At 70.9% G+C, this 20,076-nt stretch carries 14 protein-coding genes; 1 reads left to right on the top strand and 13 read right to left on the bottom strand.

Translation table 11 applies throughout. The features are described from left to right. Nucleotides 1–65 precede the first annotated feature (65 nt). From LJ657_RS16965 to bldG, 10 genes are all read right to left on the bottom strand, one after another. Nucleotides 66–1,649, bottom strand: coding sequence for an alpha/beta hydrolase (locus LJ657_RS16965; RefSeq protein ID WP_232649445.1), 1,584 nt, complete (start codon nucleotides 1,647–1,649; stop codon nucleotides 66–68). Nucleotides 1,650–1,859: 210 nt separating this feature from the next. Then, entirely contained in the window at nucleotides 1,860–3,065 is a 1,206-nt protein-coding gene (locus LJ657_RS16960) for a DNA polymerase III subunit delta' (protein WP_232649444.1), read from the bottom strand. A 433-nt stretch (nucleotides 3,066–3,498) separates the two neighbouring features. After that, a complete protein-coding gene (gene tmk, locus LJ657_RS16950) occupies nucleotides 3,499–6,726 on the bottom strand; it encodes a dTMP kinase (RefSeq protein ID WP_232649443.1) in 3,228 nt (1,075 codons plus the stop codon). A gap of 207 nt (nucleotides 6,727–6,933) precedes the next feature. Then, a complete protein-coding gene (topA, locus tag LJ657_RS16945; RefSeq protein ID WP_232649442.1) occupies nucleotides 6,934–9,759 on the bottom strand; it encodes a type I DNA topoisomerase in 2,826 nt (941 codons plus the stop codon). Nucleotides 9,760–10,007: 248 nt separating this feature from the next. Further along, nucleotides 10,008–10,205 carry a hypothetical protein gene (locus tag LJ657_RS16940; protein ID WP_232649441.1) on the bottom strand — a complete coding sequence of 66 codons (198 nt, stop codon included), beginning with the start codon at nucleotides 10,203–10,205 and terminating at the stop codon, nucleotides 10,008–10,010. A 380-nt stretch (nucleotides 10,206–10,585) separates the two neighbouring features. Next, complete coding sequence (locus tag LJ657_RS16935) at nucleotides 10,586–12,112, bottom strand: DUF7059 domain-containing protein (RefSeq protein WP_232649440.1); 1,527 nt, start codon at nucleotides 12,110–12,112, stop codon at nucleotides 10,586–10,588. A gap of 43 nt (nucleotides 12,113–12,155) precedes the next feature. Beyond that, a complete protein-coding gene (locus LJ657_RS16930) occupies nucleotides 12,156–12,749 on the bottom strand; it encodes a small secreted protein (RefSeq protein ID WP_232649439.1) in 594 nt (197 codons plus the stop codon). Between the two features lie 192 nt (nucleotides 12,750–12,941). After that, nucleotides 12,942–15,347, bottom strand: a complete 2,406-nt coding sequence (locus LJ657_RS16925; protein WP_232649438.1) for a sodium-translocating pyrophosphatase — start codon at nucleotides 15,345–15,347, stop codon at nucleotides 12,942–12,944. 307 nt (nucleotides 15,348–15,654) lie between these two features. Continuing rightward, a complete protein-coding gene (locus LJ657_RS16920; RefSeq protein WP_232649437.1) occupies nucleotides 15,655–16,086 on the bottom strand; it encodes an ATP-binding protein in 432 nt (143 codons plus the stop codon). 118 nt (nucleotides 16,087–16,204) lie between these two features. Continuing rightward, complete coding sequence (gene bldG, locus LJ657_RS16915) at nucleotides 16,205–16,546, bottom strand: anti-sigma factor antagonist BldG (protein ID WP_003975386.1); 342 nt, start codon at nucleotides 16,544–16,546, stop codon at nucleotides 16,205–16,207. 161 nt (nucleotides 16,547–16,707) lie between these two features. On the opposite strand from bldG, the gene sftH reads away from it, so the two are divergent. Further along, nucleotides 16,708–19,140, top strand: coding sequence for a DEAD/DEAH box helicase (gene sftH, locus LJ657_RS16910; protein ID WP_232649436.1), 2,433 nt, complete (start codon nucleotides 16,708–16,710; stop codon nucleotides 19,138–19,140). Here the strand turns inward: sftH and LJ657_RS16905 are convergent. Genes LJ657_RS16905 through LJ657_RS16895 form a run of 3 tightly spaced genes read right to left on the bottom strand, consistent with a single transcriptional unit; the run spans nucleotide 19,046 to nucleotide 20,038 of the window. Continuing rightward, the gene (locus tag LJ657_RS16905; protein ID WP_232649435.1) at nucleotides 19,046–19,480 is read right to left on the bottom strand and encodes an Rv3654c family TadE-like protein; all 435 of its coding nucleotides are present in this window, start codon (nucleotides 19,478–19,480) and stop codon (nucleotides 19,046–19,048) included. The two genes, sftH and LJ657_RS16905, sit on opposite strands and share 95 nt — an antisense overlap. Continuing rightward, nucleotides 19,477–19,842, bottom strand: coding sequence for a TadE family type IV pilus minor pilin (locus LJ657_RS16900; protein WP_232649434.1), 366 nt, complete (start codon nucleotides 19,840–19,842; stop codon nucleotides 19,477–19,479). Before LJ657_RS16900 ends, LJ657_RS16905 begins: the two co-directional genes overlap by 4 nt. Beyond that, nucleotides 19,829–20,038 (bottom strand): DUF4244 domain-containing protein, encoded by a 210-nt coding sequence (locus LJ657_RS16895; RefSeq protein ID WP_232649433.1) that lies wholly within the window; start codon nucleotides 20,036–20,038, stop codon nucleotides 19,829–19,831. The genes LJ657_RS16900 and LJ657_RS16895 overlap by 14 nt, the downstream gene beginning before the upstream one ends. Nucleotides 20,039–20,076: the final 38 nt, after the last annotated feature.

Genomic DNA, 20,076 nt, shown 5'->3' with positions numbered 1-20,076 from the left:
CTACACAGTTTCGAGGGGTGCTCCGAACCAGCCCCGGGAGGCGGCTCCACGGGGCTGGCAGCAGGCTATGAGCAGCGCTTGCCCTTGGTCGGAGGGGTTCCGCGGAGCAGGTATGCGTCGATCGTGGAGTCGATGCAGGAGCTGCCGCGGCCGAAGGCGGTGTGGCCGTCGCCCTCATAGGTGAGGAGGCGGGCCGAGGTGAGCTGGCGGGACAGGGACTGGGCCCAGCGGTACGGGGTCGCCGGGTCGCGGGTGGTGCCGACCACGACGATCGGCGCCGCCCCCTTCGCCTTGATGCGGTGCGGGGCGCCGGTGGGCTGCACCGGCCAGTACGCGCAGTTCAGGGAGGCCCAGGCGAGGCCCCTGCCGAAGACGGGGGATGCCTTCTCGAAGGACGGGAGCGCCTTCTCCACCTGTTCCGGGCCGACGAAGGCACCCGGGAGGTCCAGGCAGTTCACGGCGGCGTTGGCGGACATCAGGTTCGTGTAGCGGCCGTGCGCGTCGCGCTCGTAGTAGCTGTCGGAGAGGACCAGCAGGCCCGCGCCGTCGTTCTCCTTCATCGCCGAGGTCAGCGCCTCGCGCAGCTGCGCCCACTCGCCCTGGTCGTACATCGCCGCGATCACGCCGGTGGTGGCGAGGGCCTCGCCGAGTCTGCGGCCGTCGGCGTCACCGGTGGGGATGGGGTGTGCGTCCAGCTTCTTGAAGAAGGCGCTGAGGTTGTCACCGACCTGGGCGGGAGTCGTGCCCTTGCGGCCGAGCGGGCAGTCGGACTGCTGCACGCAGTCCTTCGCGAAGGACTGGAACGCCGTCTCGAATCCCGCAGTCTGGTCCAGGTTGAGTTGGCGGCTGCTCAGCGAGGGGTCCATCGCGCCGTCCAGCACGAGTCGGCCCACCCGGTCCGGGAAGAGCCCGGCGTACGTCGCCCCGAGGAACGTCCCGTACGACGCCCCCACATACGTCAGCTTCGAGTCTCCCAGCACGGCTCGCAGGATGTCCATGTCGCGGGCCGCCTCGACCGTGGAGACATGCCGCAGCAGCTGCGCCGAGTGCTTCCCGCAGCTCTCCGCGAACTTCTGGTACGCGTCGACGAGTTCGTTCGCCTCCTTCTGGTTGTCGGGCGTGGTGTCCGTCTGTGTGTACGTGTCCATCTGCCGGCCGTCGAGGCATTCGACGGGCTCGCTGCGGGCGACGCCGCGCGGATCGACCGCGACCATGTCGTAGCGGGCGCGGACCTTCGCCGGGTAACCGACACCGGCGTACTGCTGCAGGTACCCGATCGCCGAGCCGCCCGGCCCGCCGGGGTTCACCAGCAGGGAACCGAGCGGCTTGCCCTTGCCCGTGGCCTTCTTGCGGGCGACGGCGAGACGTACGTCCCCGGCGTCCGGCCTGGCGTAGTCGAGCGGTGCCTTCATCGTGGCGCACTGGAAGCCCGGGGCACCGCAGCTGCGCCAGCTCAGCTTCTGCCCGTAGTACGGCGAGAGAGCGGACGGTGTCGACTGCGGCAGCGCCGCCAGCACCGCATCCGCGGCATTGCCACTGGTGCTCGCGGGGCCTCCGGAGGAGCAGGCGGAGACGAGCAGTGCGGCCGCGGCGAGGAGGGTGGCTGCGGTTCTGGGACGACAGGAACGGAAGCTGCGCCTGATGTACATCAGGCGAGCGTAACTCTGCGCAGCCATGCAGATGCTTTCCGTGCACACCGTGGCTCGTAAGAATTACGTCGTCAACTTCCCGTTGATCACCGGCCGACCGGTTGATCACTTGGGTGGGCCGATCGACCGGCGAGCGGGACTTGCCGAACAGCGGGCGGACCCGCCGAACAGCGGGCGGACCGGTGACCTGACCGCGTGCCCCGCACGCGGTCAACCCGCTCTGAGGGCCATCGTCATCGCCTCCACCGCCAGCAGCGGAGCCACATTGCGGTCCAGGGCATCGCGGCAGGCCGCGATCGCCTCGATGCGGCGGAGGGTGGATTCGGGGGAGCTGCCGCGGGCGAGGCGCTCCAGGGTGTCCTCGGCGTCCGCGTTGGCGATGGCCACGCGGGTGCCGAGCTGGAGGGCGAGGACGTCGCGGTAGAAGCCGGTGAGGTCGGTCAGGGCGAGGTCGAGGCTGTCGCGCTGCGTACGCGTTCTGCGCCGCTTCTGCTTGTCCTCCAGGTCCTTCATCACGCCGGCCGTGCCGCGTGGCATCCGGCCGCCCTGGGAAGCGCCCAGCGCCGCCTTCAGCTCCTCGGTCTCCTTGCCGTCCCGCTCCTCGGCGAGTTGCTTGGCATCCTCGCCGGCCGCGTCAACGAGCTCCTGGGCGGCCTTGAGGCAGCCGCCGATGTCCTCGACGCGCAGCGGGAGCTTCAGGACAGCGGCGCGGCGCTCGCGGGCGGCCGGGTCGGTGGCCAGGCGGCGGGCGCGGTCCACGTGCCCCTGCGTGGCGCGGGCCGCCGCGGCGGCCACGGGCGGTTCGATGCCTTCCCGCCGTACGAGCATGTCGGCGACGGCGTCGACCGAGGGTGTGAGCAGGTTCAGATGCCGGCAACGGGAGCGGATCGTGGGCAGGACGTCCTCGATGGAGGGGGCGCACAGCAGCCAGACCGTACGCGGGGCGGGCTCCTCCACCGCTTTGAGGACGGCGTTGGCCGACTTCTCGTTGAGCCGCTCGGCGTCCTCGACGAGGATGACCTGCCAGCGGCCGTTGGCCGGCGAGGTGAACGACTTGCGGACGGTGTCGCGCATGTCGTCGGCGAGGATCTGTGTGCCGACGGCGGCGACGGTGGTGACGTCCGCGTGCGTGCCGATGAGGGCGGTGTGGCAGCCGTCGCAGAACCCGCAGCCCGGGGCTCCGCCGAGCGCGCGGTCGGGGCTGACGCACTGCAGCGCGGCGGCGAACGCCCGGGCCGTCTGGGTCCGGCCGGCGCCCGGCGGCCCCGTGAACAGCCAGGCGTGCGTCATCTTCGATGCCTCGGGCGGCGGTGCGGCGGCGGTGGCGGCCGTGACCAGCGCATCGGCGTCCCGGGCAGCGGCGCCGAGCTGCTCGGCCACCTTTTCCTGGCCGACGAGGTCGTCCCAGACGGTCATGCGCTCACCCCGCCCTTTCGTCACGTTTCACGTTGCGGGATCCATTGTGCGGGGCGGCACTGACAACGGCGGCCGAGCAACCGGTGCCCCTCGGGCGACAACACCGCTCCGGCCGACTTCAAGCCTTGGCGGCCGCACCGAGCCCCGAACCAGCCGGCCCCACATCCTGGCATCGACGCCGCCCAGTTGATCACCGCGGTCTGCCCGGACGGCAGGACGCCCTGGGCACTCGCCCTGTTGTCCCCCGGCCTCTCGAACGCCGACTGTGCACCGGCGACGGTGACCTCATCGGTGGGCGCGGCGGGCGCCTTGGCTGCGTCGCGGAGCCGACAGGCGGCCCCGCACGACCGACCACCGTACCCCGGCACCGACGCCAAGCAGGGCCGGCCCCCTGCCCCCGCGATCGCGCGCCGGGCAACGAGCCGGATCGGCCTCAGCCCCGACGCCCCCCGCCGCGCCGCCCCCGGCCCGCGTCGTCGTCGTACTCGTCCTCGCGCGGGCCCAGCAGTTCGTCCGCCAGCGTCGGCAGGTCGTCCAGCGGTGTCTCCTCGGCCCAGTCCGAGCGCGACCGTCTCCGGGGCTCGCCCTCGGCGTCGAGCTGGGGCATCTCCCGCGTACGGTCCTCGGTGCCGTCCGGTCGCGCGCCCGCGCGCTCGTCGCGGAAGAGCCCACGCGGCACGCGATGCGCAGGGTCCTCGCCCCGCACGGGAGGCAGCAGAGCGGTCTCGTCCTCGGCGCCGGAGGGCACCTGCGGCAGCACAGCCGTCTCGTCGGCCGCCCCCGGCACGACCGGCGGCAGTACGGCCGTCTCGTCAGCCGCCCCCGCCGGAGCCGGCGGCTGCGGCAGCTGCGCCGTCACCTCGGACTCGGACTCGCCGGCCGTGCGTTCACCTGTGCGTGCACCGCCCGGCTGCTCCTCCCGCACCGGCCGCAGCACCGCCGTCTCCTCGGCCGGACCGCCCGACGCGTTCGTCGGCGTCACCACCGGTGTCGGCACCGTCGACGCCTCCGCCGGCACCGCGGGTGCCGTCGGTCGCCTGGGGCCTGCCTCCGCGGCGGCCGCGGCCTGCTCGGCGAGCCGCCTGGCCTCCTCGGCCCGCAGCAGCGCCTCCTCGGCCTTGCGCTGCTTCTCCAGGCGCCGCGCCTCGGCCTCGGCGTGCAGCCGGGCCTCTTCCTCGGCCTGCTTGCGCCGCCGGTCCTCGTCGGCCCTGCGGCGGGCCTCCTCCTCGGCGCGGGCCTTCTCCTCCGCGAGGAGACGTGCCTGCTCCTCCTCGGCGCGGCGGCGTGCTTCCTCGGCGCGCTGCCGGGCCTCCTCCGCCTGCCGTTCGGCCTCGCGGCGCTGCGCCTCCTCAAGCTCGCGCCGCTTGCGCTCCTCCTCCTCGGCGCGCAGCTTGGCGAGCTGCTCCTGGCGCTCACGTTCCAGCCGCTCCTCCTCGGCCTTGCGCGCGGCCTCTTCCTCGGCCTTGCGGCGGGCCTCCTCCTCGGCCTTCTTCCGCGCCTCCTCCTGGGCCTTCACCTCGGCCTCGGACAACGGCAGCATCTGGTCAAGGCGGTGCCGTACGACAGTGGTGACGGACTCGGGCTCCTGGCCCGCGTCCACCACCAGGTACCGCCCGGGGTCGGCCGCGGCGAGCGTGAGGAAACCGGACCGCACGCGCGCGTGGAACTCGGCCGGCTCCGACTCCAGCCGGTCCGGCGCCTCTGTGAACCGCTCGCGCGCGATGTCCGGCGAGACGTCGAGGAGCACGGTCAGATGGGGTACGAGTCCGTCCGTCGCCCAGCGGTTGATGCGGGCGATCTCGGTCGGCGACAGGTCACGCCCCGCCCCCTGGTAGGCCACCGAGGAGTCGATGTAGCGGTCGGAGATGACCACCGCGCCCCGCTCAAGCGCGGGCCTGACCACGGTGTCCACGTGTTCCGCACGGTCCGCCGCGTACAGCAGTGCCTCCGCCCGGTGGGACAGTCCCGCGCTCGACACGTCCAGCAGGATCGACCGCAGCCGCTTGCCGACCGGCGTCGCCCCCGGCTCGCGCGTCAGCACGACCTCGTGGCCCTTGCCGCGGATCCACTCGGCCAGCGCCTCGGCCTGAGTGGACTTGCCGGCCCCGTCGCCGCCCTCCAGGGCGATGAAGAAGCCGGAGTCCGTGGGCGCCTGCACCGGGTCGTCACCGCCCAGCAGCGCGTCCCGCAGGTCGTGCCGCAGCGGCACGCCGGAGCGGTCGTCGACCTTGGCCAGCACCAGCGCGGCCACTGGCAGCAGCAGCGCCCCGACCAGCATCAGCGTGAACGCGGCGCCGCCGTGCGCGAACACGAACTTGCCGTTCTCCAGGCGGTGCGGCCCGATCGCCGCCGCCACCACCGGCGCGATCACCGCGCCGAGCGCCACGCACACGCGTACGACCGCGTGCAGGTGCTCCGTCGTGCGCGCCCGCCGGTAGTCCTCGGCCTCCTGGTCGAGCAGGGTGTGCCCGGTGTTGGCGGCCACGCCCGCGCCGATTCCGGCCAGCAGGACGATCAGCAGGACCGTGGTGACGTCCGGGACGAGCCCGGCGGCCAGCAGTGCGACGCCGGTGAAGGCGATCGCCAGCGCGAGCAGCCGGCGCCGCGACAGGGTCGGCAGCACGGAGGGCGCCGTACGGATGCCGACGACGACACCACCCGTCAGCGCGAGCACCAGCAGCCCGTATGTCACCGGGCCGCCGCCCATGTCCTTGGCGTGCAGCACGCAGACGGCGACGGCCGCGGAGACCGCGCTCGCGACGGCGGCGGCCGAGAGCACCAGCAGTGGGATGGCGCCCGTGCGGCCCTTGTCCACGCCCGTGCCCGTCTTGGGCCGGCGCAGCCCCTCGAGCGGCGAACGCGCGCGCGGGGTGCGCGTGTCGGGCAGCTCCAGGAAGGTCACCACGGACAGGGACGCGGCGAACAGCCCGGCCGCCACGTACGAGGCGAGGGCCGCCTGGTGCTGGTCGAACCAGTCGAGCCCGGTGCCGAGAAGGTTGTTGAGCAGCCCCGCGACGACGAGCGCGGCAGCAGCCAGGGGGATCGCCACGAAACTCGTACGCAGCGACAGGCGGCGCAGAGCGTCCATGTGGTCCGGCAGCGGTCGTACCGTCGCGCCCTCCGGGGGCGGGGCCGGCAGCAGGGCGGGCGCCGCGCTCTCGCGGCAGACCGTCCAGAAGCGCTCGGCGACCCCGGTGACGAAGGCCGTGACCAGGAGCACGGCCGGCGCGTTGCCGGGCGTCCAGTCGATCCACAGGGGCGCGACGATGAGCGCGGCGACCCGTACACCGTCTGCGCCGACCATGGTCCAGCGGCGGTCGAGCAGGCCCTCCTGCGAGGTCAGCGAGGTCAGCGGCCCGAGGAGAACGGCCCCGAAGAGCAGCGTCGCCAGGATGCGCACGCCGAAAACGGTCGCCACTGCGAACGCGACGCCCCGGTACCCACCGCCGAACGAACCCTGGTCGATCGCCGCCTGGAGGGTGAGGAGCACCAGTACGAGGAGGGCGAGGGTGTCCCCGACTCCGCCCACGAGCTGTGCGCTCCACAACCGCCGCAGCTGCGGTCGGCGCAGCAGGGCGCGGACGGCGCGCTCGCGGGAGTCCGCGACAAGGGCGTCGTCGGGGGCCGGCTGGTGGGCCGTTGGCTGCTCGGCTCGCGTCATGCTTTCAGCCTATCGGGACCGACTGACAGCCCGGGGCGCGCGTCCGGCCGTGCGCACGCCCCGACACCAAAGCGATATCGGGGCGTTCGTTTTGCGAAGCGTCCGTGGAGAAAGACGCTTCGGCTCAGTCGGGTTGACGCAGCCGGGTTGACCGAGTCGTCCCGACTCAGTCGCCCCGACCTAGTCGCCCTGACCAGTCGCCCTGACTCAGTCGTCCGACGCCGTCTTCGAAGCGGTCGCCTTCTTCGCGGCGGTCGTCGTCTTCTTGGCGGTCGTCTTCTTCGCAGCCGTCGTCTTCTTGGCCGCCGTCTTCTTCGCGGCCGTCGCCTTCTTGGCCGGAGCCTTCTTCGCAGGCGCCTTCTTCGCCGTCTTCTTGGCGGGCGCCTTCGCCCGCTTCTCGGCGAGCAGTTCGAACCCGCGCTCCGGGGTGATCTCCTCGACGCTGTCGCCGGAGCGCAGGGTCGCGTTGGTCTCCCCATCGGTCACGTACGGTCCGAAACGGCCGTCCTTGACCACGACCGGCTTCTCGCTGACCGGGTCGGTGCCCAGCTCCTTCAGCGGCGGCTTGGCGGCCGCGCGACCGCGCTGCTTCGGCTGGGCGTAGATCGCCAGCGCCTCTTCGAGCGTGATCGTGAAGAGCTGGTCCTCGGTCTGAAGCGAACGCGAGTCCGTGCCCTTCTTCAGGTACGGCCCGTAACGCCCGTTCTGCGCTGTGATCTCCTGGCCCTCGGCGTCGGCGCCGACGACGCGCGGCAGCGACATCAGCCTGAGCGCGTCCTCCAGCGTCACCGTGTCCAGCGACATCGACTTGAACAGCGAGGCCGTACGCGGCTTGACGGCGTTCTTGCCTGTCTTCGGGGTGCCCTCGGGGAGCACCTCGGTGACGTAGGGGCCGTAGCGCCCGTCCCGGGCGATGATCTGGTGGCCGCTCACCGGGTCGGCACCGAGCTCGAAGTCCCCGCTCGGCTTGGCGAGCAGCTCCTCCGCGAGCTCGATGCTCAGCTCGTCCGGCGCGAGGTCCTCGGGCACGTCGGCCCGCTGGTGGTTCTCGGAGTCCTTCTCGCCGCGCTCGATGTACGGGCCGTAGCGGCCGACCCTGAGCACGATGTCGTTGCCCACCGGGAACGAGGACACCTCGCGCGCGTCGATCGCTCCCAGGTCGGTCACCAGTTCCTTGAGGCCGCCGAGGTGGTCCCCGTCGCCGTTGCCGGCGTCGGACGCGTCGCCGTTGCTGGTGCCCTCGCCGAAGTAGAAGCGCTTCAGCCACGGCACGGACTGCGCCTCGCCGCGGGCGATGCGGTCGAGGTCGTCCTCCATCTTGGCGGTGAAGTCGTAGTCGACGAGCCGCCCGAAGTGCTTCTCCAGGAGGTTGACCACGGCGAAGGACAGGAAGGACGGGACGAGTGCCGTGCCCTTCTTGAAGACATAGCCTCGGTCGAGGATCGTGCCGATGATCGACGCGTACGTCGACGGGCGGCCGATCTCGCGCTCTTCGAGCTCCTTGACCAGGCTGGCCTCGGTGTAGCGGGCCGGGGGCTTGGTTGCGTGCCCGTCGACCGTGATCTCCTCGGCGCTCAGCCGGTCGCCCTCGCTGACCTGCGGAAGGCGGCGCTCGCGGTCGTCCAGCTCGGCGTTCGGGTCGTCGGCGCCCTCGACGTAGGCCTTCAGGAAGCCGTGGAAGGTGATCGTCTTGCCGGACGCGCTGAACTCGACGTCCCGGCCGTCGGCCGCCGTGCCGGCGATCTTCACCGTGACGGAGTTGCCGGTCGCGTCCTTCATCTGGGAGGCGACGGTCCGCTTCCAGATCAGCTCGTAGAGCTTGAACTGGTCGCCGGTCAGGCCGGTCTCGGCGGGGGTGCGGAAACGATCACCCGAGGGGCGGATCGCTTCGTGCGCCTCCTGCGCGTTCTTGACCTTTCCGGCGTACGTCCGCGGCTGCGCAGGCAGGTAGTCGGCGCCGTACAGCTGCGTGACCTGGGCACGGGCGGCACTCACGGCGGTGTCGCTCAGCGTCGTGGAGTCCGTACGCATGTACGTGATGTAGCCGTTCTCGTACAGCTTCTGCGCGACCTGCATGGTGGCCTTCGCGCCGAAGCCGAGCTTGCGGCTCGCCTCCTGCTGCAGCGTCGTCGTACGGAACGGGGCGTACGGCGAGCGGCGGTACGGCTTGGACTCGACGGAGCGGACGGAGAACTGCGTCTGCTCCAGTGCGGCGGCCAGTGCGCGGGCGTTGGCCTCGTCGAGGTGGAGGGTGTTCGCGCTCTTGAGTTGTCCCAGGGAGTCGAAGTCGCGGCCCTGCGCGACCCGCCTGCCGTCGACGGTCCCCAGGCGGGCGACCAGCGACGACGGGTCCGAGGAGTCCCCCGCACGGCCGGTCGCGAAGGTGCCCGTCAGGTCCCAGTACTCAGCAGAACGAAACGCGATGCGCTCGCGTTCCCGCTCCACCACGAGTCGTGTGGCGACGGACTGGACGCGGCCGGCCGACAGACGCGGCATGACCTTCTTCCACAGGACCGGCGAGACCTCGTAGCCGTAGAGGCGGTCGAGGATACGGCGGGTCTCCTGGGCGTCGACCATGCGCTTGTTCAGGTCGCGCGGGTTGGCGACGGCCTCGCGGATCGCGTCCTTGGTGATCTCGTGGAACACCATGCGCTTGACCGGGACCTTGGGCTTGAGCACCTCCAGGAGGTGCCACGCGATGGCCTCGCCCTCGCGGTCCTCATCGGTGGCGAGGAAGAGCTCGTCGGATTCGGCGAGCAGGTCCTTGAGCTTCTTGACCTGGGCCCTCTTGTCAGCGTTGACCACATAGATGGGCTGGAAGTCGTGTTCGACGTCCACACCGAGGCGGCGGACCTCACCGGTGTACTTCTCCGGCACCTCCGCGGCACCGTTGGGAAGGTCGCGGATGTGCCCGACGCTCGCCTCGACGATGTATCCGGGGCCGAGGTAGCCCTTGATCGTCTTCGCCTTGGCGGGCGACTCGACGATGACGAGTCGGCGGCCGCCGTGTGCGGTCTCGCTGGTCGGGGACAACTTCGCTCTTCTCTCCGGTCGACGCTGGGTCCTCCCCGGGGGTTCTCGATCCCGGAGGCGGGTCATGGTGACGCTGCGGAGTGTGACGGTACATCCCGCCCCCGTGTCAAACGGGAAAAGCCCGCAACGGCCACTCGAACGGTAACCCGACTACCGCCATTCCTGCCGCCCGGAGTACCCACCGGCCTTTTCGAGCCTGTCCGGAGGGTCACCCCTCAATTTACGGAGCCGCAGCTCCGGGGCGGCTTTCAGACCCGGGTCAGGCACCATGTTCCGAGGGCCAGCATGATCACCGAGGCAAGGCTCGCGAGGGCCGCCGATGCGACGGGGTTCACACCGTGGGCGACGGGTTCGCCGTGCCTGACCCGGGTCACGGTCCATGTCAGCAGCGCCCCTCCGAACAGGGCGAACACCCCTCCTGCGAGGATCGCAGGTCCGCTCTCCATGGCTTTGCGTGCCCCTTTTCTCCCGTTCGCGAGTGCCCAGCCCGGGGAGACTGACACGCGTGGGCGGCGCACGGGCGAACCCGGGGTGAACGCCGAGCAGGCCGACCTGTGGACTCATCCGGGCCTCGCCCGGCCTCGGCCGCAGCCCCCGGCCGTCCCGGTACGCCGTCCCGCCGCACTCGATGCGCTCGGAACACGGCTTCCAGGTCGACTCGAATTAGTTGCTGCACAGCTTGTTCCCGCACGGCTCGTTCGCTTTGCAGATGACCTTCTCGTGGCTCAATTCGCCGGGCGCGAAGGGCCCCTGCGACCGGCCGCTGTGACCGGCCCGCAGATCCGTGCCCGCTTCCCGAAAACGGCCCACTTCGCCGCACCCGCACCTACGCCGGTTCGAGGAATCCCTGCTCCACCAAGAGCCTGATCTGCGCCGGCGTGCGGTCGCGCAGCAACACCGGGTCCTCGCCGACCAGTTGGGCGATCGCGTCCAGGATGCGGCCCGCGCTCAGCGAACCGTCGCAGACGCCCGCGAAACCCGCGCCCACCGTGTCCACCTTGGTGGCCCGGCGCATGCCGCGGTTCTGGCGCAGCACGACGTGCTCCGGGTCCTCGGCGCCGGGCAGCCCGACCTGCTCCTGGACGACCTCGGCGACGAGCCTGAAGTGCCCTTCCAGCAGCGCCGCGTCGTCATGCGCGCGCAGATAGTCGAGACGGTCGAAGTGCGCCCGTACCGTGTCGCCAAGAGGCTGCTCGACCGGGTGCGGCCACTCCTCCGCGGTGATCGCGGGCACGGCGGCCGCCGTCCTGCGCAGGGTGATCCAGCCGAACCCTACGGCCTTCACCTTGCGCGCCTCGAATTCGTCCAGCCACGCGTCGTAGCGCGCCTGGTACTCGGCCGGGTCGCCCCGGTGGTCACCGGCGTCCCTGAGCCACAGCTCGGCGTACTGTGTGACGTCCTGCACCTCGCGCTGCACGATCCACGCGTCGCAGCCGCGCGGCACCCACGACCTGATCCTGTCCTGCCAGTCCTCCCCCTCGACGTGCTGCCAGTTGGCGAGGAACTGCGCGAACCCGCCCTCGTTCAGCCGCTCCCCCGCCTGCTGAACGAGCGTGCGGCACAGATCGTCCCCGCCCATCCCGCCGTCCCGGTACGTCAGCCGCGCGCCGGGCGAGATCACGAAGGGAGGGTTCGACACGATCAGGTCGTACGTCTCGTCGTCGCGCACCGGCTCGAACAGCGAGCCCTCGCGCAGATCGGCCGCCGGGGCGCCGGACAGCGCCAGCGTGAGCGCGGTGATGTGCAGCGCGCGCGGGTTGAGATCGGTCGCCGTCACGCGCGTGGCGTGCTGCGCGGCGTGCAGCGCCTGGATACCGGAGCCGGTGCCGAGGTCGAGGGCGGCGGAGACGGGCATACGGACGCTGATGCCGGCAAGTGTGGTGGACGCGCCGCCGACGCCGAGGACGACGCCTTCGTCACGGCTGCCGATCCCGCCCGCTCCGCCGACCGCACACCCCAGGTCCGACACGATGTACCAGTCCTCGCCGCCGGGCCCGCCGTACGGCCGTACATCCACGGTCGCGGCCACCTCGTCCCCGCCGGCCCGAACCAGCCAGCCGCTCTCCAGGCAGGCCTCGATCGGCAGAACGCCGGCCACGCGCGCGTGCGGCACTGGTTGCTGCAGCAGGAACAGCCGTACGAGCACCTCCAGCGGCGTGTCCCCACGGGTCGCCCTGAGCGCGGGCACGGTCTCGCTGCGCGCCAGCGCCGCGTACGCGGGGGCACCGAGCAGCTCGAGCAGCCCGTCGGCGGTGAAGGACGCCCCCAGCAGGGCGTCCCGCAGCCGGGCGGCGACGTCGGAGGGGCCGGAAGCAGGGGCAGCGGGCAGGGCGGGCAGACCGGAGATACTCACGCCCCCATTGTGGCGGGGCCGAGAGGTCGGCTGCAGCTCCGGCTCAGCTCGTCGCCGGCGAAGGGGCCGTGGACGCGCTCTTGCAGCTGGCCTGCTTGGCCATGGCCTTGCCGACGTCGCCCGCCTCAAGGTTCTTCAGGGCGTCGTTGCCGCTCGTGCTCAGCTTGTCCAGCGAGGTCGCGATGCCCTTGAGGCCGTCGGCGAACTTGGCCTGGTCCTTGACGTCGAGCGTGTCGACCTTCTGCTTCAGAGCGGCGTACGACGAGGCGATGTCGTCGAGCTCCTTGACGGCGTCCGTCTGCTTCTTCGCACCGTTGTCGACATCGGGCGCGCCGGCCTTCTGGACCGCGTCGCCGATCGCCTTGTAGGCGTCGGACATGTCCTGGAAGGCCTGCGCATCGGTCTTGCGGACCGCATCCGGTGTGCTGTTGTCCGAGGTCTGCTTCTGGATCGCGGCGCTGGCGGCCCCGATCTTCTTGGCCTGCGGCTGCACCGCGTCGCAGACCTGCTTGGCCCAGGCATCCAGCTTGTCGTTGCCTTTGCTGCTGCTGGTGCATCCCGACAGCGCCAGTACCAGTACCGCACCGCCGGACAGTGCGGCCGCGAGCTTCTTGTTCACCGGATTGGTCCCTTCCATGGCTCTCGGCCCCGGAACATACACGCAGGGCGGGCTCCGGCCGCATGCCGAACGTCGATTATGACCCCTTTTGTGACTAATGACACCAGGCGAGAGAAGGCTCACGGTGAGGGTGTGAAAACACGAGACGGGCGGGCGACGCGTCAACACGCGCCTCCCGCCCGTCCTTTGAGCCGGGCCTCGTGCGGCCGCCTACGAAACCACCGCGGGATCGGCCGACTTGGCCACCCGCTCGGCGCCTGGCTCGTCGCCCACGGCGATCCCGCGCCGCTTGGAGACGTAGACCGCCCCGACGATGACCAGCAGCGCGAGGATCGCGATCGTGATCCGTACGCCCAGGTTCTTGTCGTCGCCGTAGCTGAACTTGATCACCGCGGGTGCGATGAGCAGCGACACCAGGTTCATCACCTTCAGCAGCGGGTTGATCGCGGGGCCCGCGGTGTCCTTGAAGGGGTCGCCGACCGTGTCGCCGATCACCGTGGCGGCGTGGGCCTCGCTGCCCTTGCCGCCGTGGTGGCCGTCCTCGACGAGCTTCTTGGCGTTGTCCCAGGCCCCGCCGGAGTTGGCGAGGAACACCGCCATCAGCGTGCCCGAACCGATCGCGCCGGCCAGGAACGCGCCGAGCGCGCCGACACCGAGCGTGAACCCGATGGCGATGGGCGCCATGACCGCCAGCAGACCGGGCGTCGTCAGCTCCCGCAGGGCGTCCTTGGTGCAGATGTCGACGACGCGCCCGTACTCGGGCTTTTCGGTGTAGTCCATGATCCCGGGGTGCTCACGGAACTGCCGCCGCACCTCGTAGACCACGGAGCCCGCCGAACGCGACACCGCGTTGATCGCCAGCCCCGAGAAGAGGAAGACGACCGCCGCGCCCGCGATCAGGCCGACGAGGTTGTTGGGCTGCGAGATGTCCATCATCAGGCTCATCGGGGCGCCCGCTCCGGAGAGCTTCTCGCCGACGTCCTGCGCGCCGGTCGTGATCGCGTCACGGTACGACCCGAAGAGCGCCGACGCCGCCAGGACCGCGGTGGCGATGGCGATGCCCTTGGTGATGGCCTTGGTGGTGTTGCCGACCGCGTCCAGGTTGGTGAGCACCTGCGCGCCCGCGCCCGTGACGTCGCCGGACATCTCAGCGATGCCCTGAGCGTTGTCGGAGACGGGCCCGAAGGTGTCCATCGCGACGATCACGCCGACGGTGGTGAGCAGGCCGGTACCGGCCAGCGCCACCGCGAACAGCGCGAGCATGATCGACGTACCGCCGAGCAGGAACGCCCCGTACACGCCGAGGCCGATCAGCAGAGCGGTGTAGACGGCCGACTCCAGACCGACCGAGATACCGGCGAGGACGACGGTGGCCGGGCCGGTCAGCGAGGTCTTGCCGATGTCCATGACAGGACGGCGGTTGGTCTCGGTGAAGTAGCCGGTCAGCTGCTGGATGACTGCGGCCAGCAGAATGCCGATCCCCACCGCGACCACCGCGAGGATCCGCGGGTCGCCGTCCTTGGCCCTGATGGCGGCATCGGTGACGCCGTCGAGGTCCGAGTACTTGGCCGGGAGATAGATGAAGACGGCCACCGCGACCAGCACGAGCGAGATCACCGCGGAGATGAAGAAACCGCGGTTGATCGCGGACATGCCGCTGCGGTCCGAACGGCGCGGGGCCACGGCGAAGATTCCGATCATCGCGGTGAGCACGCCGATGGCGGGCACGAGCAGGGGGAAGGCCAGTCCGGCGTCGCCGAAAGCCACCTTGCCGAGGATCAGCGCGGCGACCAGGGTGACGGCGTACGACTCGAACAGGTCGGCCGCCATGCCCGCGCAGTCGCCGACGTTGTCGCCCACGTTGTCGGCGATGGTCGCGGCATTGCGCGGGTCGTCCTCCGGAATGCCCTGCTCGACCTTGCCGACCAGGTCGGCGCCGACGTCGGCGGCCTTGGTGAAGATGCCGCCGCCGACACGCATGAACATGGCGATCAGGGCGGCCCCGAGGCCGAAGCCTTCGAGCACTTTCGGCGCGTCGGCCGCGTACACCAGCACCACGCAGGAGGCGCCCAGCAGACCGAGCCCCACTGTGAACATGCCGACGACGCCGCCCGTACGGAAAGCGATCTTCATGGCTTTGTGCGAGACGGTAGTGAGATCCTTTTCCGGCTCACCCTCCGCCGGGGTCGCTTCCCGGGCCGCTGCGGCGACACGGACATTGCTGCGTACGGCGAGCCACATACCGATATAGCCGGTGGCTGCCGAGAACGCCGCGCCGATCAAAAAGAAGATCGATCGTCCGGCGCGCTGATTCCAGTCGTCCGCGGGCAGCAGCATGAGCAGGAAGAACACGACCACGGCGAATACGCCGAGCGTGCGCAACTGCCGGGCCAGATAGGCGTTCGCACCTTCCTGGACCGCTCCCGCGATCTCCTTCATGCTGTCTGTGCCCTCGCCCGCCGCGAGCACCTGGCGCACCAGGATGCCTGCGACCACGAGCGCGGCCAGCGCGACGACCCCGATGACCATCACGATGATCCGGTTGTCGTCCGTCAGTACCGCGGCTGCGAGGGTTGTGGGTTGGTCAAACTGATGAGGGGTAGAAAGCCCCGCCATTCGTCCTCCTTGACGCTTGGGCTGAGCTCAAGATGTGGACGGATTCTAGGTACCCGCACCTGATCAAAACAGAGCACGGTAAACGGAATTAGCCTTCACATGCTCTTCAGCAAATGATCGACGCCGTGCCACAGAACCCAAAAGAAGTAATGCCTCAAAGGCATTGACGCCTGCATTGACGCTTGATCGAATTATCACGTGATCAGTCACGCGATTGATCGTGAATTCCTTCACTAATTCCGGGAAGGCCGGAAAAACACCAAGGGCCCTGCTCAGCAGGGCCCTTGGACGGTGTACGGGGGTGAGGTCAGGAGATGACCGCGGTGGTCGGTGTGGTCGGCCAGGTCATGCGGATCTGCCCGCCGTGCTCGCCGGCGGTCACCTCCACATCGTCGACGAGGCCGCTGATGACCGCGAGGCCCATCTCGTCCTCCTCGGTCTCCACGTCCTCACCCGCCGAGCCCGATGCCCCTCCTCCCGGGGAGGAGCGCGGTGCCTCGTCGCCGACCTCGATGGAGAACTGTTTCTCCTCCTCCACCAGCTGCACCTTCACCGGTGCGGTGATCCCGGCGCTCTGGTGCAGTCCGACGGCACGGCTGCAGGCCTCGCCGACGGCGAGTCTGACCTCGTCGAGGACGGCCTCGTCCACCCCGGCCCTGCGCGCCACCGCTGCCGCCACCAGTCGGGCGGTCCTGACGTGCTCGGGCAGCGCGCTGAAGCGGAGTTCGACGGTGGCCATGCATCCCCCTCGGAACTACGGGCGTGCGGTCGGGGGGCCGGGCTGCCGAAAGCCCGGACCCCCTCATTGAACTTCTTCCGCCTCGGGAGCGGTCCTTTCCCGCTCCGTGCGGCGGTGGTCAGTCGGTGGCCGCCACCGCTTCCTCGACCGAGGTGTGGATCGGGAACACCTTGGTGAGGCCGGTGATACGGAAGATCTTCAGAATGCGCTCCTGGTTGCAGACCAGGCGCAGCGAGCCCTCATGGGCACGCACCCGCTTCAGGCCGCCGACCAGCACGCCGAGCCCGGTGGAGTCGAGGAAGTCCACGCCCTCCATGTCGACGACGAGGTGGAAACTCCCGTCGTTCACCAGCTCGACCAGCTGCTCGCGCAACTTGGGCGCGGTATATACGTCGATTTCTCCACCGACCTCGACGACCGTACGATCGCCGACGGTACGGGTCGACAGGGACAGGTCCACGGATCCTCCAGCACCTTGCTAATCGAGCGGTCGCCCCTCGGGACACCTCGGCAGAGCCCCCGGAACGGTTCGCCAGCCGCGATGGCATTCAATCACTTACGGCAGGCGTGCACGACGCCTTGGTCCCATTGTCCGTCACGCCGGTGACACACTCGGTGCCGATGGCCAAGAATCACCGATCCGATCGATCCCCGGCGGACCCCGTGTCCCGGCTCGCACCGGGCACGATCCTGGGCCGGCTCGCCTCCGGGCCGAGCCGGGCTTCGCGCATCACTCATACGGAGCACTTGCCCCCGCGCGAGGGCCGTCATGCCGTCTGGCCTGACCGGATTCGCTCGGAAGTCGTCGCCGCGGTGCAGGCCTGCGGTATCGAACATCCCTGGGCCCATCAGGCACGGGCCGCCGAGCACGCGCTGGACGGCGACTCGGTGGTCGTCGCCACGGGCACCGCGTCCGGCAAGTCCCTGGCGTATCTGGTCCCGGTGTTCTCGACGCTCCTGGACGGCTCCGAGGCCCCGAACGGCCGCGGGTCGACCGCCCTCTACCTGGCCCCCACGAAGGCTCTTGCGGCGGACCAGTGCCGATCCGTGAAGGAACTTTCACAACCTCTGGGAAATGCCGTACGTCCTGCGGTGTACGACGGGGACACGCCCTTCGAGGAGCGCGAATGGGTCCGCCAGTACGCCAACTACGTGCTGACCAACCCGGACATGCTGCACCGCGGCATACTCCCGTCCCACTCCCGCTGGTCCTCCTTCCTGAAGTCGCTGAAGTACGTCGTCATCGACGAGTGCCACACCTACCGCGGGGTGTTCGGCTCGCACGTCGCCCAGGTGCTGCGCCGTCTGCGCCGCCTGTGCGCCCGCTACGGCGCCTCCCCGGTCTTCCTGCTGGCCTCCGCGACCGCCGCCGAGCCCTCGGTCGCCGCCCGCCGCCTGACCGGCCTCCCGGTGGTCGAGGTCGCCGACGACGCCTCACCGCGCGGTGAACTGGTGTTCGCCCTCTGGGAGCCCCCGCTCACCGAGATGCAGGGCGAGAAGGGCGCCCCTGTCCGCCGTACCGCCACCGCCGAGACGGCCGACCTGCTGACCGACCTCGCCCTGCAGGGAGTCCGGTCGGTCGCCTTCGTGCGCTCCCGGCGCGGCGCCGAGCTGATCTCGGTGATCGCCCAGGAACGCCTCGCCGAGGTCGACCGCGCCCTGGCCCGGCGTGTCGCGGCGTACCGCGGCGGCTATCTCCCGGAGGAACGCCGCGCCCTCGAACAGGCCCTGCACTCCGGTGAACTCCTCGGCCTCGCCGCGACCACCGCCCTCGAACTCGGCGTCGACGTCTCGGGGCTGGACGCCGTGGTGATCGCCGGATATCCCGGCACGCGCGCGTCCCTGTGGCAGCAGGCGGGCCGCGCCGGACGCTCCGGGCAGGGAGCGCTGGCCGTCCTGGTCGCCCGCGACGACCCGCTGGACACCTTCCTCGTCCACCACCCGGAGGCGCTGTTCGACCAGCCCGTGGAGTCCACGGTCCTCGACCCCGACAACCCGTACGTCCTGGCCCCGCACCTGTGCGCCGCCGCCGCGGAACTCCCTTTGACCAACGAGGACTTCGAGCTGTTCGGCCCCGCCTGCGAGGAGCTGCTGCCACAGCTGGAGGCCGCGAAGCTGCTCCGCCGCCGGACGAAGGCCTGGCACTGGACGCGCCGGGAACGGGCCGCCGACCTCGCCGACATCCGCGGCGAGGGCGGCCGACCGGTGCAGATCGTCGAGTCCGGCACGGGCCGCCTGCTCGGCACGGTCGACGCGGGGGCCGCCCACACGACCGTCCACGAGGGCGCGGTCCACCTCCACCAGGGCCGTACGTATCTCGTACGCTCCCTGGATCTGGAGGACTCGGTGGCCCTGGTCACGGAGGCGAGCCCCTCGTATTCGACGGTCGCCCGCGACACGACGTCCATCACGGTCCTGGAGACGGACACGGAGATCCCCTGGGGCGACGGGCGCCTGTGCTACGGCTCCGTCGAGGTCACCAACCAGGTTGTCTCCTTCCTGCGTCGTCGGCTCATCACCGGTGAAGTGCTCGGCGAGACGAAACTCGACCTCCCTCCTCGGACGCTGCGCACACGCGCGGTGTGGTGGACGGTCACCGAGGACCAGCTGGACGAGGCACGGATCAACCCGGAGATCCTCGGCGGCGCCCTGCACGCCGCCGAGCACGCGTCGATCGGCATGCTGCCCCTCTTCGCGACCTGCGACCGCTGGGACATCGGCGGCGTCTCCGTCCCGCTGCACCCGGACACCCTCCTCCCGACGGTCTTCGTCTACGACGGACATCCGGGCGGGGCGGGGTTCGCCGAGCGCGCCTTCCACACCGCCCGCGCCTGGCTCACCGCCACCCGCCAGGCCATCGCCTCCTGCGAGTGCGAGGCCGGCTGCCCGTCCTGCATCCAGTCCCCCAAGTGCGGCAACGGCAACGATCCGCTGCACAAGAGGGGGGCGGTGCGGTTGCTCACGGTGCTGTTGCGGGGGGCGCCGGAGGAGAAGGCCGAGGCAGAGCCCGTTCCGCGGGAACCGGCTGCCCCGCAGGCCCCGCCCGTGCCCTGACCTCCGCCGCGAACGGCCCCCGTCCCGAGGCCGCCGTCACGTCCGAGATCTCGCCGACGACCACGCACCGCACCAGCCGCGTGCCCTGGGCCCGGGCGACCCGGCCGGCCCGGCCACAGGCCGCCGCGGTGCCGTCCGCCCAGTGGTCCGCAGCCGCGAGTGCCGCGAGGTCCGCACCGCCGGCCGCACGGTGCCGGACCACGACGGCCTGCCCCAGGGCGAGCACGGCCCCGAACACCACGCACAGCACAGCGATCGCACCGACGCTCCAGACGGTGGCTGAACCACGGTCCCCGCCCCCGGCGACGGCCCACCGGCGCCCGAAGAAGCAGCCGGTCACGGCCCCACCCCCACGGTCTCCTCCGCCGCGGCCACGGCCTCCTCCCGTACGTCGAAGGGCAGACCGCGCAGCACCGGTGGCCGGGCCACCACGACCACGCGGACCTGGGCCCCCTCCCGGTCGACGGTGACCTTCGCGCCGCGCGGGGCGGCCTCCCGGGCCACCCGGACGACCTCGTCGCCGGGGTCCTGGCGGGCCGCCGCACGCGCCCCGGTCCGGGCCGCGTCCACGCACTGGATCTGCGCGGCCACGACCAGCAGCCCCCACACCAGTGCCATCGCGAACATCACCAGCACAGGCAGCACCATCGCCGACTCCGCCGTGACGAACCCCCTGTCGCCGCCCTGCTCACATCTGCGCATCGAGCGCCCTCTTCACGATGGCCTGCAGCTCCGCGCTGACCTCGCCGCTGGTCACCACCTTGTAGAGGACCACCGCGAACGCCACGGCCGCCACGATCCCCATCGCGTACTCCGAGGTGACCATCCCCGCGTCCCTGCGCGCCGTACGCGCCCTGCACACCAGGGCACGCAGCCGCGCCCATACCGCCTTGCACATCTCAACCCCCGTGAGGTTCAGTCCCGTTGACCATTCAC

This window comes from Streptomyces guryensis (genome assembly GCF_021261325.1).
In the GTDB taxonomy this organism is placed as follows: Bacteria; Actinomycetota; Actinomycetes; order Streptomycetales; family Streptomycetaceae; genus Streptomyces; species Streptomyces guryensis.
Note: the sequence above shows the minus strand (reverse complement) of the source record. Positions and strands in the feature narration are given on the sequence as shown.